This is a genomic window from Streptomyces paradoxus, assembly GCF_014202475.1.
GTDB lineage: Bacteria > Actinomycetota > Actinomycetes > Streptomycetales > Streptomycetaceae > Streptomyces > Streptomyces paradoxus.
The window spans coordinates 260,877-273,829 of sequence record NZ_JACHGV010000010.1 but is presented as its reverse complement, the minus strand read 5'-3'; the positions used below and the strand labels follow the sequence as shown (position 1 = coordinate 273,829).

General features: G+C 70.5%; 13 protein-coding genes and 1 pseudogene. 5 read left to right on the top strand and 9 right to left on the bottom strand.

Annotation, left to right across the window (positions count from 1 at the left end; all coding sequences use genetic code 11):
- Positions 1–187: 187 nt before the first annotated feature.
- From gabT to HNR57_RS30105, 4 genes and pseudogenes are all read left to right on the top strand, one after another.
- Complete coding sequence (gene gabT / locus HNR57_RS30115; protein ID WP_184564884.1) at positions 188–1,522, top strand: 4-aminobutyrate--2-oxoglutarate transaminase; 1,335 nt, start codon at positions 188–190, stop codon at positions 1,520–1,522.
- Between the two features lie 163 nt (positions 1,523–1,685).
- Positions 1,686–1,910 (top strand): annotated as a pseudogene (locus HNR57_RS41090) (phosphatase PAP2 family protein); the annotation flags it as partial.
- A gap of 101 nt (positions 1,911–2,011) precedes the next feature.
- Positions 2,012–2,347: a hypothetical protein gene (locus HNR57_RS30110; RefSeq protein WP_184564882.1), complete on the top strand. Its 336-nt coding sequence runs from the start codon at positions 2,012–2,014 to the stop codon at positions 2,345–2,347.
- Between the two features lie 68 nt (positions 2,348–2,415).
- Positions 2,416–3,087 (top strand): phosphatase PAP2 family protein, encoded by a 672-nt coding sequence (locus HNR57_RS30105; RefSeq protein WP_184564880.1) that lies wholly within the window; start codon positions 2,416–2,418, stop codon positions 3,085–3,087.
- Here HNR57_RS30105 and HNR57_RS30100 read toward each other — a convergent pair.
- The 7 genes from HNR57_RS30100 to HNR57_RS30070 all read right to left on the bottom strand — a co-directional run bounded on the left by HNR57_RS30100 (position 3,069) and on the right by HNR57_RS30070 (position 10,838).
- A complete protein-coding gene (locus tag HNR57_RS30100) occupies positions 3,069–3,539 on the bottom strand; it encodes a hypothetical protein (RefSeq protein WP_184564878.1) in 471 nt (156 codons plus the stop codon). The two genes, HNR57_RS30105 and HNR57_RS30100, sit on opposite strands and share 19 nt — an antisense overlap.
- Before the next feature lie 141 nt (positions 3,540–3,680).
- Positions 3,681–5,099 (bottom strand): NAD(P)/FAD-dependent oxidoreductase, encoded by a 1,419-nt coding sequence (locus tag HNR57_RS30095; protein ID WP_184564876.1) that lies wholly within the window; start codon positions 5,097–5,099, stop codon positions 3,681–3,683.
- Positions 5,100–5,117: 18 nt separating this feature from the next.
- Positions 5,118–5,918 (bottom strand): ABC transporter permease, encoded by an 801-nt coding sequence (locus HNR57_RS30090; protein ID WP_184564874.1) that lies wholly within the window; start codon positions 5,916–5,918, stop codon positions 5,118–5,120.
- Positions 5,919–6,848 (bottom strand): ABC transporter permease, encoded by a 930-nt coding sequence (locus HNR57_RS30085; RefSeq protein WP_184564872.1) that lies wholly within the window; start codon positions 6,846–6,848, stop codon positions 5,919–5,921.
- Complete coding sequence (locus HNR57_RS30080) at positions 6,848–7,993, bottom strand: ABC transporter ATP-binding protein (RefSeq protein WP_184564994.1); 1,146 nt, start codon at positions 7,991–7,993, stop codon at positions 6,848–6,850. The genes HNR57_RS30085 and HNR57_RS30080 overlap by 1 nt, the downstream gene beginning before the upstream one ends.
- Before the next feature lie 5 nt (positions 7,994–7,998).
- Positions 7,999–9,246 (bottom strand): polyamine ABC transporter substrate-binding protein, encoded by a 1,248-nt coding sequence (locus HNR57_RS30075; RefSeq protein ID WP_184564870.1) that lies wholly within the window; start codon positions 9,244–9,246, stop codon positions 7,999–8,001.
- A gap of 56 nt (positions 9,247–9,302) precedes the next feature.
- Complete coding sequence (locus tag HNR57_RS30070) at positions 9,303–10,838, bottom strand: gamma-aminobutyraldehyde dehydrogenase (RefSeq protein WP_184564868.1); 1,536 nt, start codon at positions 10,836–10,838, stop codon at positions 9,303–9,305.
- Between the two features lie 199 nt (positions 10,839–11,037).
- Here HNR57_RS30070 and ybiA point away from each other — a divergent pair, with 199 nt between their 5' ends.
- Complete coding sequence (gene ybiA / locus HNR57_RS30065) at positions 11,038–11,613, top strand: riboflavin biosynthesis intermediates N-glycosidase (RefSeq protein WP_184564866.1); 576 nt, start codon at positions 11,038–11,040, stop codon at positions 11,611–11,613.
- Positions 11,614–11,664: 51 nt separating this feature from the next.
- Here ybiA and HNR57_RS30060 read toward each other — a convergent pair whose 3' ends face one another.
- Together HNR57_RS30060 and HNR57_RS30055 are read right to left on the bottom strand one after the other, a co-directional pair.
- Positions 11,665–12,129 (bottom strand): DUF4190 domain-containing protein, encoded by a 465-nt coding sequence (locus HNR57_RS30060; RefSeq protein ID WP_184564864.1) that lies wholly within the window; start codon positions 12,127–12,129, stop codon positions 11,665–11,667.
- A 69-nt stretch (positions 12,130–12,198) separates the two neighbouring features.
- Positions 12,199–12,825 (bottom strand): DUF4190 domain-containing protein, encoded by a 627-nt coding sequence (locus HNR57_RS30055; protein WP_184564862.1) that lies wholly within the window; start codon positions 12,823–12,825, stop codon positions 12,199–12,201.
- Positions 12,826–12,953: the final 128 nt, after the last annotated feature.

The following is a 12,953-nucleotide window of genomic DNA, read 5'->3' as shown; positions in this document are numbered from 1 at the left end:
GGAGTTCACCGCTTACACGGCCGGGTCGTGGGCACCAGCCCCACGAGACTGCCATGTCCACCCCGGACAAGGCGCTCCGCCGACAACGCCCACATGGAGCATGCCCACCCCCCTTCCCCCGCCCTAGCCTGCGAGAAAAGAAGCCAAGCGTCCGTCGAGACCATCCGCACCACCCCAGGAGCCCCGCATGACCGCACTTCCGCAGGAGCGCCGCGTCGTCACCGCCATTCCCGGTCCGAAGTCGCAGGAGCTGCAGGCCCGCCGTACCGCCGCGGTCGCGCAGGGCGTGGGGTCCGTGCTGCCCGTGTTCACGGCGCGTGCCGGTGGCGGGATCATCGAGGACGTCGACGGGAACCGGCTGATCGACTTCGGGTCGGGCATCGCCGTGACGTCCGTGGGCGCCTCCGCCGAGGCCGTCGTACGGCGGGCGTCGGCGCAGCTCGCCGACTTCACCCACACCTGTTTCATGGTCACGCCCTACGAGGGGTATGTCGAGGTCGCCGAGGCGCTCGCCGAGCTGACCCCCGGTGACCACGCCAAGAAGAGCGCCCTGTTCAACTCCGGCGCCGAGGCCGTCGAGAACGCGGTCAAGATCGCGCGGGCGTACACCAAGCGGCAGGCCGTCGTGGTGTTCGACCACGGCTACCACGGCCGCACCAACCTGACGATGGCGCTGACCGCGAAGAACATGCCGTACAAGCACGGCTTCGGCCCGTTCGCGCCCGAGGTGTACCGGGTGCCGGTGGCGTACGGCTACCGCTGGCCGACCGGGCCCGAGAACGCCGGCCCCGAGGCCGCGGCGCAGGCCATCGACCAGATCAGCAAGCAGGTCGGCGCCGACAACGTCGCCGCGGTCATCATCGAGCCGGTGCTCGGCGAGGGCGGCTTCATCGAGCCGGCCAAGGGCTTCCTGCCGGCGATCCGCAAGTTCACCGAGGACAACGGCATCGTCTTCGTCGCCGACGAGATCCAGTCCGGCTTCTGCCGGACGGGCCAGTGGTTCGCCTGTGAGGACGAGGGCATCGTCCCGGACCTGATCACGACGGCGAAGGGCATCGCCGGTGGTCTGCCGCTCGCGGCCGTCACCGGGCGCGCCGAGATCATGGACGCCGCGCACGCCGGTGGCCTGGGCGGCACCTACGGCGGCAACCCGGTCGCCTGCGCGGGTGCGCTCGGCTCGATCGAGACGATGAAGGAGCTCGACCTCAACGCCAAGGCGAAGAACATCGAGGCGATCATGAAGGCCCGCCTCACCGCCATGGCCGAGAAGTTCGACATCATCGGCGACGTGCGCGGCCGCGGCGCGATGATCGCCATCGAGCTGGTCAAGGACCGCGCCACCAAGGAGCCGAACCCGGAGGCGACCGCCGCGCTCGCCAAGGCCTGCCACGCCGAGGGCCTGCTGGTCCTGACCTGTGGCACCTACGGCAACGTGCTCCGCTTCCTGCCCCCGCTGGTGATCGGCGAGGACCTGCTGAACGAGGGCCTCGACATCATCGAGCAGGCGTTCTCCCGCGTCTGAACCCCCGGCACACGCATCTGAGCCGGCGTCCGGTCAGGTGAGCCGCCCCGGTTCCGCTACCGGGGCGGCGAGCGGCAGAGCGTGTGAAGAAGGTGTGCGAGGTGGATGACAGGCGGCCCCACGGCCTGTCCTGCGCCCCGCCCCTGTCGTAGGTTCTACCCAGATGAGAGATACACCCCGCCCACAGGGGACTGTGGGTGACATCAGGCCGGGGCCTCCCCAGCTTCGACCTGGTCGTGCCCTCGCGCACACAACCGGAGCCTGAGGCTCTGGATCTCCTCACCGATCGGACAGTCGCCCGCCCCAAACCCCCCGGGGCGCGCGACGTTCCGGTCCGGACGGCCGCCCCGGAACCACCCCCCCTGTTCCGGGGCGGCCGACCTCCCTCTAACGCCTCCTTCCTGAGCGTTTCGGTGAGTGCCGAGACGCTGTGCGGGCCGTGACCCGCCTCGGCCGCCCGCCGCACCAGGTCGTTCAGGGGAGCCAGCCGTGACGCCGTCGAGGACGACCACGTGGGAGCCGATCCACACGTCGTCGCCCACGGTGATCCCCCGGCTGGTGACCGGCTGCCGGTGGACCGGCAGGCCGGGCGCGAAGCCGGCCGGTGACGTAGGCCTGGGCCGCGATGTACGAGCGGTCGCCCAGGTGCAGGACGTCCGGGTACACCGCGGCGCTCTCCGCGACGAAGCAGTCCTCGCCCAGACGCACCTCCCCGGGCCCCGCGAACAGCCGCTTCTGCCGCTGCTCCTGGGCAGTCCGCTGCCGGTCCGAGGCCTGTCCGGCGAAGCGCCACGGGCAGTGCTCGAGGAGGCCGTCGTCGTGTGACGGGTGGTTCACGTGGTCCTCCGCAGGGGCCGCGAGTGGGCGTCGGTGCTCGTGCCAAGCTGTCCCCCATGCCGATCCCCGCGAACCAGGAACGCGCCGCGCTCCCGGGCTCCGTCGCCCTCCTGCTCGCCCTTCCGGCCCTCCTCTTCGCCCTGATCACCTGGCAGGTCGTCGCCGGCGGCCCGCTCGTCCGGCTCGACGAACGGCTCAGCCGCGTCCTGGTGAACCCGGACCGCTGCTCCGAACTCCTCGCCGACCTCGGCAACATCCCGGTCGCGGTCCCGGTTTTCGCCCTCGCGGCCGGGTATGTCGCCGTACGCCGGCGTAGCGCCGGGGCGGACCGCTGGTGGCTGCCCGGCGCCGCGGCGGCCCTCCTCCTGGCCCTGGTCTCGGCGCTGGTCGTCCCGCTGAAGGAACTCACCGACCGCCCGGGCACCCCGGCCGTCCCGCCCGGCACCGGCTACTACCCCTCGGGCCACACCGCCACCGCCGCCATCGCCTACGGCTGCGCGACCCTGCTGCTGCTCCCCTGGCTCTGCACGGCCCTGGCCCGCCGCGCCCTGATCACCCTCTGCGCCGCCGTGGTCCTCGGCGCGAGCTACGGCCTGGTCCGCCGCGGCTATCACTGGCCACTGGACGTGGTGGCCGGCTGGTGTCTGAGCGCGGTGCTGCTGACGTCGCTGTGGCTGTTCCTCCGGACGGTGACGACGCCCGGCCGGTCTCAACCACCCGGCCCCTGACCGTCGTTCTCCGTCGCCAGGCCCGCCGCCGCCTCGTGCATGGCCAGTTCCAGCAGGGCCGGGTCGGTCAGCAGGCCCGAGCCGTCGGGCGGTACCAGCCAGCGGACGCCACCGGGTGAGGAGCGGCCCGGGTACGGCACCACGATCCAGGTGCCGGCGCCGGCCGTCCGGATGCCGGTGCCGAGCCAGCGGGCCGCGGTGCCCGGGGGCACGAAGAAGCCCATGCGCGCGTCGCCGCAGTCGACGAGCACGGGCCCCTGCTGGTCGAGGACGCGGCTCAGCACGTCGAGTGTCGCGTAGCCGAGTTCGCCGGGCAGGATGAGCACGTCCCAGGCGCTGCCCGCCGGCAGCAGCGCGACCCCGAGCGGGTTGCGCTCCCACTCCCAGCGGCAGGCCGCGGGATCGGGTGCGACGGATGCGAGCCACTCGACCGCCGTCTTCGCACCGGTCATCGGAAAGACCCCCTTCTCTCTCGCGGACCTCGCGGACGCGCGGGGCGTCCGGAGGGCATCACGAGGGAGAAGGGGGTGTCCCCCCGGCCATTACGCGGGTTCCGGTACCTCCTTGGAGTGAACCGGATCACACCCGGTCGGTCAGCTGTCGAATCCCAGCCCCAACCGGTCCATCGTGCGCAGCCACAGGTTGCGGCGGCCGCCCTGGGCGTCCGCGCGGGCCAGTGACCACTTGGTGAGGGCGATGCCCGTCCAGGCGAACGGCTCGGGCGGGAAGGGCAGCGGCTTCCTGCGGACCATCTCCAGCTCGGTGCGCTCGGTGCGCTCCCCCGCCAGCAGGTCCAGCATCACCTCGGCGCCGAACCGGGTGGCGCCGACACCGAGGCCGGTGTACCCGGCCGCGTAGGCCACCTTGCCCTGGTGGGCGCTGCCGAAGAACGCCGAGAAGCGGGAGCAGGTGTCGATCGCGCCGCCCCAGGCGTGGGAGAAGCGGACACCCTCCAGCTGCGGGAAGCAGGTGAAGAAGTGCCCGGCGAGCTTGGCGTAGGTCTCGGGGCGGTCGTCGTACTCGGCGCGGACGCGGCCGCCGTAGGGGTAGATCGCGTCGTAGCCGCCCCACAGGATCCGGTTGTCGGCGGACAGCCGGAAGTAGTGGAACTGGTTGGCGCTGTCGCCGAGGCCCTGGCGGTTCTTCCAGCCGATCGAGTCGAGCTGCCCGTCGGTCAGCGGCTCGGTCATCAGGGCGTAGTCGTAGACCGGGACGGTGTACGAGCGGACGCGTCTGACCAGGTTCGGGAAGATGTTCGTGCCGAGGGCGACCCGGCGGGCGCGGATCCGGCCGTAGGGGGTGCGGACGGCCATGCCGGGGCCGTAAGGCTTCAGGGTCAGGGCGGGGGTGTGCTCGTAGACGCGCACGCCCAGTTCCACGCAGGCCCGCTTCAGGCCCCAGGCGAGCTTCGCGGGGTTCAGCATGGCGACGCCCCTGCGGTCCCACAGGCCCGCCTGGAAGGTGGGCGAGTCGACCTGCTCCCGTACGGCGTCGGCGTCCAGGAACTCGACGCCCTCGGCCAGGCCCCGGCGGGCGGTCTCCTCGTGCCACTCGCGCAGTTCGCGCGCCTGGTACGCCTCGGTGGCGACGTCGATCTCGCCGGTGCGTTCGAAGTCGCAGTCGATGGAGTGCCGGGCGACGGCGGCCTCGATCGCGTCGAGGTTGCGGTCGCCCAGCTCCTGGAGCTTGTGGATCTCGTCGGGCCAGCGGGTGAGGCCGTTGGGCAGGCCGTGGGTGAGGGAGGCGGCGCAGAATCCGCCGTTGCGGCCGGAGGCGGCCCAGCCCACCTCGCGGCCCTCCACCAGCACCACGTCCCGCTGCGGGTCGCGTTCCTTGGCGATCAGCGCCGTCCACAGCCCGCTGTAGCCGCCGCCGACGACCAGCAGGTCGCAGGTCTCGGAGGTGGTGAGGGCGGGTTCGGGCCGGGGCCGGCCGGGGTCGTCCAGCCAGTACGGGACCGGCTGGGCGTCGGAAAGCGAACGGGTCCACTGATTCATGGCGCTCGGGGCCATGATTTCAACTCCCTACGGTTATGCCTTTTGCCTGTTGCGGCGGTTTCCGGCAACCATGGAAACCAGGACGAACAGTACGGCGACGACGAACATGGTCGTGCCGATGACATTGATCTGAACGGGCGTTCCACGCTGCGCCGAGCCCCACACGTACATGGGGAACGTGACGGTCGAGCCGGCGTTGAAATTCGTGATGATGAAGTCGTCGAAGGAGAGCGCGAAAGCGAGCAGCGCGCCCGCCGCGATTCCCGGTGCCGCGATCGGCAGTGTGACCCGGACGAAGGTCTGGAACGGGCCCGCGTACAGGTCCCGTGCCGCCTCCTCCAGTTTTGGATCCATCGACATCACACGCGCCTTGACGGCCGTGACCACGAAACTCAGGCAGAACATGATGTGGGCGATGAGAATCGTCCAGAAGCCGAGCTGGGCACCCATGTTGAGGAACAGGGTGAGCAGCGAGGCGGCCATGACGACCTCGGGCATCGCCATCGGCAGAAAGATCAGCGAGTTCACGGCGCCGCGGGCGCGGAACCGGTAGCGGACCAGGGCGAAGGCGATCAGCGTGCCGAGGAGCGTGGCGCCGAGGGTCGCCCAGAACGCTATCTGGAGGCTGAGGGACAGCGACCCGCACAGCCCGGAGACGCCGCACGGGTCCTTCCAGGCGTCGAGGGAGAACTGCTGCCATTCGTAGTTGAAGCGTCCCTTCGGTTTGTTGAAGGAGAACACCGTCACGACGACGTTCGGCAGGAGCAGATAGCCGAGGGTCAGCAGTCCCGCGATGACGACGAGATTTCTCTTGAGCCAGTTGACGAAGGGCATTTAGACCAGATCCTCCGTCCCGGACCTGCGGATGTAGAAGGTGACCATGAGGAGGATGGCCGCCATGAGGATGAAGGAGAGCGCCGCGGCCGTCGGATAGTCGAGCACTCTCAGGAACTGTGTCTGGATGACGTTTCCGACCATGCGGGTGTCGGTGGAGCCGAGCAGGTCGGCGTTGACGTAGTCACCGGCCGCCGGGATGAAGGTCAGCAGGGTTCCGGAGACGACACCCGGCATCGACAGCGGGAAGGTGACCTTGCGGAAGGTCGTCCAGGGCCGGGCGTACAGGTCGCCTGCCGCCTCGTGCAGGCGTCCGTCGATGCGCTCCAGCGAGGTGTAGAGCGGAAGGATCATGAACGGCAGGAAGTTGTACGTCAGACCGCACACCACCGCGAGCGGGGTGGCGAGGACGCGGTCGCCGGCGGTCATGCCGAGCCAGTTGGTGACGTCCAGGACGTGCAGCGTGTTGAGCGCGCCGACGACCGGGCCGCCGTCGGCGAGGATCGTCTTCCAGGCGAGGGTGCGGATCAGGAAGCTGGTGAAGAACGGCGCGATCACCAGGATCATGATCAGGTTCTTCCAGCGGCCGGCGCGGAAGGCGATCAGATAGGCCAGCGGGTAGCCGAGCAGCAGGCACAGGATCGTCGCCGTGCCCGCGTAGAGCACCGAGCGGACGAACTGCGGCCAGTACGCGGACAGCGCGTCCCAGTAGGTGGCGAAGTGCCAGGTGACCTTGTAGCCCGCCTCCAGGGAGCCCGTCTGCACGGAAGTGGAGGCCTGGTAGATCATCGGCAGCGCGAAGAACACCAGCAGCCAGACGATGCCGGGGAGCAGCAGCCAGTACGGCGTCAGGCGGCCCCGGCGCTTGGGGCGCTTCGGCTCGGGCGCCTGCGGTGCGAGGGGCGGTGGCGCCTCGGTGAGTGTGCTCATCAGGCCGCCTCTTCCACTCCGGCGTCGGCGTCCTGGGCGGCGTCCAGACCGAAGGTGTGGGCCGGGTTCCAGTGCAGGACGACCTCGGCGCCGGGCACCAGGCGGGGGTCGCGGTCGATGTTCTGGGCGTAGACCTCGAAGTCGGAGCAGACCGGGCTGTCGACGACGTACTGCGTGGAGACGCCGATGAAGCTGGAGTCGGCGATCCGGCCCGTGATGCGGTTGCGGCCCTCCGGTATCTCGCCGGCGTCGTCCGCGTGGCTGAGGGAGATCTTCTCCGGGCGGACGCCGACCAGCACCTTGCCGCCGGTGGCGGTGGGCGCGGAACAGCGCGCCTCGGGCAGGACGAGCTTGCCGCCGCCCGCCTTCAGCACGATCTCCTCGCCGCTCCTGGAGTCGACCTCGGCCTCGATGAAGTTCGAGGTGCCGAGGAAGTTCGCGACGAACGTGGTGCGCGGGTTCTCGTAGAGGTCGGTGGGGGCGCCCAGTTGCTCGACGCGGCCCCCGTTCATCACGGCGACCGTGTCGGCCATCGTCATGGCCTCCTCCTGGTCGTGCGTGACGTGGATGAAGGTGATGCCGACCTCGGTCTGGATGCGCTTGAGCTCCAGCTGCATCTGGCGGCGCAGCTTGAGGTCGAGGGCGCCGAGCGGCTCGTCGAGCAGGAGCACCTTGGGGTGGTTGATCAGCGCGCGGGCCACGGCGACGCGCTGCTGCTGGCCGCCGGAGAGCTGGTGCGGCTTCTTGCGGGCCTGCTCGCCGAGCTGGACGAGCTCCAGCATCTCCTCGACCTGCTTCTTCACCGACTTCAGGCCGCGCCGGCGCAGGCCGAAGGCGACGTTCTCGAAGATGTCGAGGTGCGGGAAGAGGGCGTAGGACTGGAAGACCGTGTTCACCGGCCGCTTGTAGGGCGGGAGGGCGGTCACGTCCTGGTCGCCCAGGAAGACGGTGCCGGCGGAGGGTTCCTCCAGGCCCGCGATCATGCGCAGGGTGGTGGTCTTGCCGCAGCCCGAGGCGCCGAGCAGGGCGAAGAAGGAGCCCTGCGGCACGGTCAGGTCGAGCGGGTGCACGGCGGTGAAGGCACCGTACGTCTTGGCGATGCCCGTGAGGCGGACGTCGCCGCCGGGGCCGGTCTGGTTCGTCATGGTGGTCACGCCCCCGTCAGCTTCGCGAATTTCGCTTCGAACTCGGTCTCTTCCTTCGAGCTCAGCGAGCGGAAGGCGTGCGACTTGGCGGCCATGGCCTTGTCGGGAATGATCAGCGGGTTGTTCGCCGCGTCCTTGTCGATCTTCTCCAGCTCGGCCTTCACGCCGTCGACGGGACACACGTAATTGATGTACGCGGCGAGTTCGGCGGCCGCCTTCGGCTCGTAGTAGAAGTCGATGAGCCGCTCGGCGTTGGTCTTGTGCCGGGCCTTGTTGGGGATCAGCAGGTTGTCGGTCGACGTCACGTAGCCGCTGTCCGGGATGAGGAAGTCGATGTCGGGGCTGTCCGCCTTGAGCTGGACGACGTCCCCGGCCCAGGCGACGCAGGCCGCGAAGTCGCCGCTGGTCAGGTCCGAGGTGTAGTCGTTGCCGGTGAAGCGGCGGATCTGGCCCTTGTCGACGGCCTTCTGCAGCCGCGCGATGGCCGCGTCGTAGTCGTCGGCGGTGAAGTCGGCCGGGTCCTTGCCCATGTCGAGCAGGGTCATGCCGATGCTGTCGCGCATCTCCGACAGGAAGCCGACCCGGCCCTTGAGCTTGGGGTTGTCGAGCAGGTCGGATATCGACTTCACCTCGACGCCGTCGAGGGCCTTCTTGTTGTACGCGATGACGGTCGAGATGCCCTGCCAGACGTACGAGTAGGCGCGGCCCGGGTCCCAGTCGGGGCTGCGGAACTGGGCCGACAGGTTGGCGTAGGCGTGCGGCAGGTTGCTCGGGTCGAGCTTCTGCGCCCAGCCGAGGCGGATGAGGCGGGCGGCCAGCCAGTCGGTGAGGACGATCAGGTCGCGGCCGGTGTCCTGGCCCGCGGCGAGCTGCGGCTTGATCTTGCCGAAGAACTCGTTGTTGTCGTTGATGTCCTCGGTGTACTTGACCTTGATGCCGGTCCGTTTCGCGAACTGGTCCAGCGTGGGGTGGTGCTTGCCGCTGTCGTCGACGTCCATGTACTCGGTCCAGTTGGAGAAGTTCACCGTCTTCTCCTTGGCCGAGTGGTCCTCGGCCGGGACGCCGCCCTTCGACTGGCCGGCGGCGGGGATGCCACAGGCGCTCAGCGTGCCGATTCCGCCGGCCGCGAGCGCTCCGCCCGCCGAGGCGCGCAGCAGCGACCGCCGGGTGAGGGCGGCCCTGCCGTTGGTGAAACTGCGCCGCATGGCGGCCACTTGGGCCGCGGACAGGCGGTCGGGCTCGTACTGCTCCATGCGCGTGGTGCCCTTTCGGAGGGTGGACGGCCGTTGGTCAGGCGGCCTGCAGACGGCTATCGGTCCCCGAACACGGTGCGGTGCCAGTCCTTGGCGGCCACCGCGGTGTTGTCGAACATGACGTGCTTGATCTGGGTGTACTCCTCGAACGAGTACGCGGACATGTCCTTGCCGTAGCCGGAGGACTTGTAGCCGCCGTGCGGCATCTCGCTGATGATCGGAATGTGGTCGTTGATCCAGACGCAGCCGGCCTTGATCTCGCGGGTGGCCCGGTTCGCGCGGTACACGTCCCGGCTCCAGGCGGAGGCGGCGAGCCCGTACGGGGTGTCGTTGGCGAGCGCGAGACCCTCGTCGTCGGTGTCGAACGGCAGCACGACCAGGACCGGCCCGAAGATCTCCGACTGGACTACCTCGCTGTCCTGGGCCGCGTCGGCGATCAGCGTGGGCCGGTAGTAGGCGCCCTTGGCGAGCTCGCCCTCGGGTGCCTCCCCGCCGGTCACCACGCGCGCGTAGGCCCGTGCGCGGTCCACGAACCCGGCCACCCGGTCCCGCTGCACCTGCGAGATCAGCGGCCCCAGGTCGGTGCCGGCGGCGAAGGGGTCGCCGAGCCGGACCGTCTCCATGAGCGCCGCGGTCCGCTCCACGAAGGCCTCGTACAGCGGCCGCTGCACGTACGCGCGCGTGGCGGCCGTGCAGTCCTGCCCGGTGTTGATCAGGGAGCCCGCGACCGCGCCGTGGGCGGCGGCCTCCAGGTCGGCGTCGTCGAAGACCACGAAGGGCGCCTTGCCGCCGAGTTCCAGATGGAGGCGCTTGACGGTGGCGGTGGCGACCTCGGCGACGCGCTTGCCGACGGCGGTGGAGCCGGTGAAGGACGTCATGGCCACGTCCGGGTGGCCGACGAGGTGCTCCCCGGCCTCCCTGCCCGTGCCGGTGACGATATTGATCACGCCGTCCGGGATCCCGGCGTCGGTGGCCGCCTGGGCGAAGAGCAGCGAGGTCAGCGGGGTCAGCTCGGCCGGCTTCAGGACGATGGTGTTGCCCGCCGCGATCGCCGGGAGGATCTTCCAGGCGGCCATCTGGAGGGGGTAGTTCCAGGGCGCGATCGATCCGACGACGCCGATGGGCTCGCGCCGGACGTACGAGGTGTGGTCGCCGGAGTACTCACCGGCCGACTGGCCCTGCAGATGCCGTGCGGCACCGGCGAAGAAGGCGGTGTTGTCGATGGTCCCGGGGACGTCGAACTCGCGGGTCAGCTTCAGCGGCTTGCCGCACTGGAGCGACTCCGCGCGGGCGAAGTCCTCGGCCCGGTCGGCGAGGACCGCGGCGAACCGGTGCAGGGCGTCGGACCGCTCGCCGGGGGTGGCTCCCGCCCAGCCGGGGAAGGCCGCGCGGGCGGCGGCGACGGCCCGGTCGACGTCGGCCGGGCCGGCCAGCTCGTAGGTGAGGACCTCCTCGCCGGACGCCGGGTCGACGACGGCGTGCGTACGGCCGGAGGTGCCCCTGGTCAGGCGCCCCGCGATGTACTGCGCGCCCTGTGCGAAGCGCTCCTCCGCCGGGAATCGGTCCGGGATGGCAGTGCCCGGGTTGTGCATGTCGCTCTCCTCCGTGTCCCCTGATGGGGCCGGCGTGGCTCAGGCTCGATTTGAGTGCCGATCCTGACAGAGGTATGGCATGCCAACAAGTGATTCCGTTGTTGATTTTTGGTTACGCGACGGAATCTGTCGACCAGGTGTCGAGTTCCACGCGAAAAGGCAGGACGCTGTGTCAGTGGTGCGTGCCACACTCGCGTGCATGGAGAAGATCACGGGGGCGGTCGGCTCGCGGGAGGCCCTGATCAGGGCGGTCCGCGCGGGGGCCAGGGTCAGGTACCTGCACTTCTGGGGGCACCGGCCGCGGCCGGACGGCCGGATCGGCGCGAGCTGTCTGAGCCAGTGGTGGCCCTCGCCGTTCACGGTGGACGGCGTGGCCTACGCAACGGCCGAGCACTGGATGATGGCCGAGAAGGCCCGGCTCTTCGAGGACCCGGCGGCGGAGCGTGCCGCGCTGGCCGCGGGGCATCCCGCCGAGGCGAAGAAGGCCGGGCGGCTGGTGCGCGCTTTCGACGAGGCGACCTGGGCCCGGGAGCGGTTCCGGATCGTCGTCGAGGGCAGCGTCCACAAGTTCGGCGCGCATCCCGAACTCATGGCGTACCTGCTGGGCACGGGCGAGCGGGTGCTGGTCGAGGCGAGCCCCGTGGACCGGGTCTGGGGCATCGGGCTGGCCGCGGACGACGAGGCGGCGATGGATCCGGAGCGGTGGCGGGGGCCGAATCTGCTGGGGTTCGCCCTGATGGAGGCGCGGGAGCGGCTGCGGACGGCGAGAGCATGAGTGAGGGGCCGGTCCCATGGACCGGCCCCTGCCGCACTCCGCGCGCCCCTTTCAGGACGCCGCGCCGAGCCCGCCCATGATGCTGGCGAACAGCAGGAACCCGAGCAGCGGCAGGATCACGGTGGCGATGATGCCGCAGACCAGGCCCGCGGTCGCCGCGCCCTTGTTGGTGGCCTCACCGCGGGTGGCCTTGCCGCGGCCGATGGCACCGAAGATGATCGCGAGGATGCCCAGGATCACGCCGAAGAACCACATGATGAACGTCAGGCTGCACACCACGCCGATGATGCCCAGCACCAGGCCCGTGGTTCCCATGCCGTTGCTGGGCTGCGCGGGCATCCCGTAGCCGGGCGCCTGCGGGTAACCCACGGGCGGCGCGGCAGGGTAGCCGGGGCCGCCCTGGGGGTAGCCGTAGCCCGGGCCGGACTGCTGCGGATAGCCGTAGCCCGGGGCCGGCTGCTGCGGCGGCTGGGCCGGCGGGCCGAAACCACCCGGGGGCGGATTGGTGTTGGACATGGACGCTCTCCCCTCCGTTGTCAGACCAGGGCATCGTAGTGGCCAAGTCGGCCTCGGAGGGCGGCTGTTTCAGCGGTGGGACGGGGCGGTGGCCACCGGGCCGGCGGCGCCGTAGTACGGGTCGTCGTCGCGGTCGCTGTTGATCGCGGCCGTGATGCCCACGGCGATCAGGACGATCACCGTGATGCCGAGGATGATCCCGATGATGCCCATGATCAGACCGGCCTGGGCCTGACCGTGGTTGGTGGCCACCCCGGCCTCGGCGCGCTTGCGGCCCTTGATGCCGAAGACGACGGCGAGGATGCCGGTGACCAGGGAGACCACGCCGTAGAGACAGAAGAGGGTGCAGGAGATGATGCCGAGCACCATCGCGGCGACGCCCATGCCGTTCTGCGGGGCCATGGGCATGCCCGGCCAGCCGTAGCCGCTCTGGGGGTAGCTCCCCGGGTATCCGTAACCGCCCGGCGCCGCCCCCGGGCCGGTGGGAGCCACGGGCGGGGGCGGCACGGCGCCGGTGGCGGAGGCGTCGAACTGCGGGGTGCCGGCGGGCGGGGTGAAACCCGGCATGGAGGTGACCGTGGCCTGGTCGTGCACGGACGGCGGCCGGGGCGACTGGTTCTTGTCGGGCGAGGGCGTGTTCTCCGGAGGCGCCCACGGGTCGTGGCTGCCTCCGTCGGGCTGCGTCGCGTCCGTCATCGTGCGTCCCCCCTGGGTCGATCGTCCCGTCATGCTACGGGGCCGTCCGGTGCGAGCCACAGGGCGGGTGCGCCGGGGCCGGTCGCGCCCGCGCGGCGGAGCCGCACATCGATACGGCACCGTGCCCC

Excerpts from the sequence above, each read along its gene's own strand:
- gabT (WP_184564884.1), top strand. The coding sequence starts at position 188 with ATGACCGCACTTCCGCAGGAGCGCCGCGTCGTCACCGCCATTCCCGGT.
- HNR57_RS30105 (WP_184564880.1), top strand. The coding sequence starts at position 2,416 with ATGCCGATCCCCGCGAACCAGGAACGCGCCGCGCTCCCGGGCTCCGTC.
- HNR57_RS30100 (WP_184564878.1), bottom strand. The coding sequence starts at position 3,539 with ATGACCGGTGCGAAGACGGCGGTCGAGTGGCTCGCATCCGTCGCACCC.
- HNR57_RS30095 (WP_184564876.1), bottom strand. The coding sequence starts at position 5,099 with ATGGCCCCGAGCGCCATGAATCAGTGGACCCGTTCGCTTTCCGACGCC.
- HNR57_RS30090 (WP_184564874.1), bottom strand. The coding sequence starts at position 5,918 with ATGCCCTTCGTCAACTGGCTCAAGAGAAATCTCGTCGTCATCGCGGGA.
- HNR57_RS30085 (WP_184564872.1), bottom strand. The coding sequence starts at position 6,848 with ATGAGCACACTCACCGAGGCGCCACCGCCCCTCGCACCGCAGGCGCCC.
- HNR57_RS30080 (WP_184564994.1), bottom strand. The coding sequence starts at position 7,993 with ATGACGAACCAGACCGGCCCCGGCGGCGACGTCCGCCTCACGGGCATC.
- HNR57_RS30075 (WP_184564870.1), bottom strand. The coding sequence starts at position 9,246 with ATGGAGCAGTACGAGCCCGACCGCCTGTCCGCGGCCCAAGTGGCCGCC.
- HNR57_RS30070 (WP_184564868.1), bottom strand. The coding sequence starts at position 10,838 with ATGCACAACCCGGGCACTGCCATCCCGGACCGATTCCCGGCGGAGGAG.
- ybiA (WP_184564866.1), top strand. The coding sequence starts at position 11,038 with ATGGAGAAGATCACGGGGGCGGTCGGCTCGCGGGAGGCCCTGATCAGG.
- HNR57_RS30060 (WP_184564864.1), bottom strand. The coding sequence starts at position 12,129 with ATGTCCAACACCAATCCGCCCCCGGGTGGTTTCGGCCCGCCGGCCCAG.
- HNR57_RS30055 (WP_184564862.1), bottom strand. The coding sequence starts at position 12,825 with ATGACGGACGCGACGCAGCCCGACGGAGGCAGCCACGACCCGTGGGCG.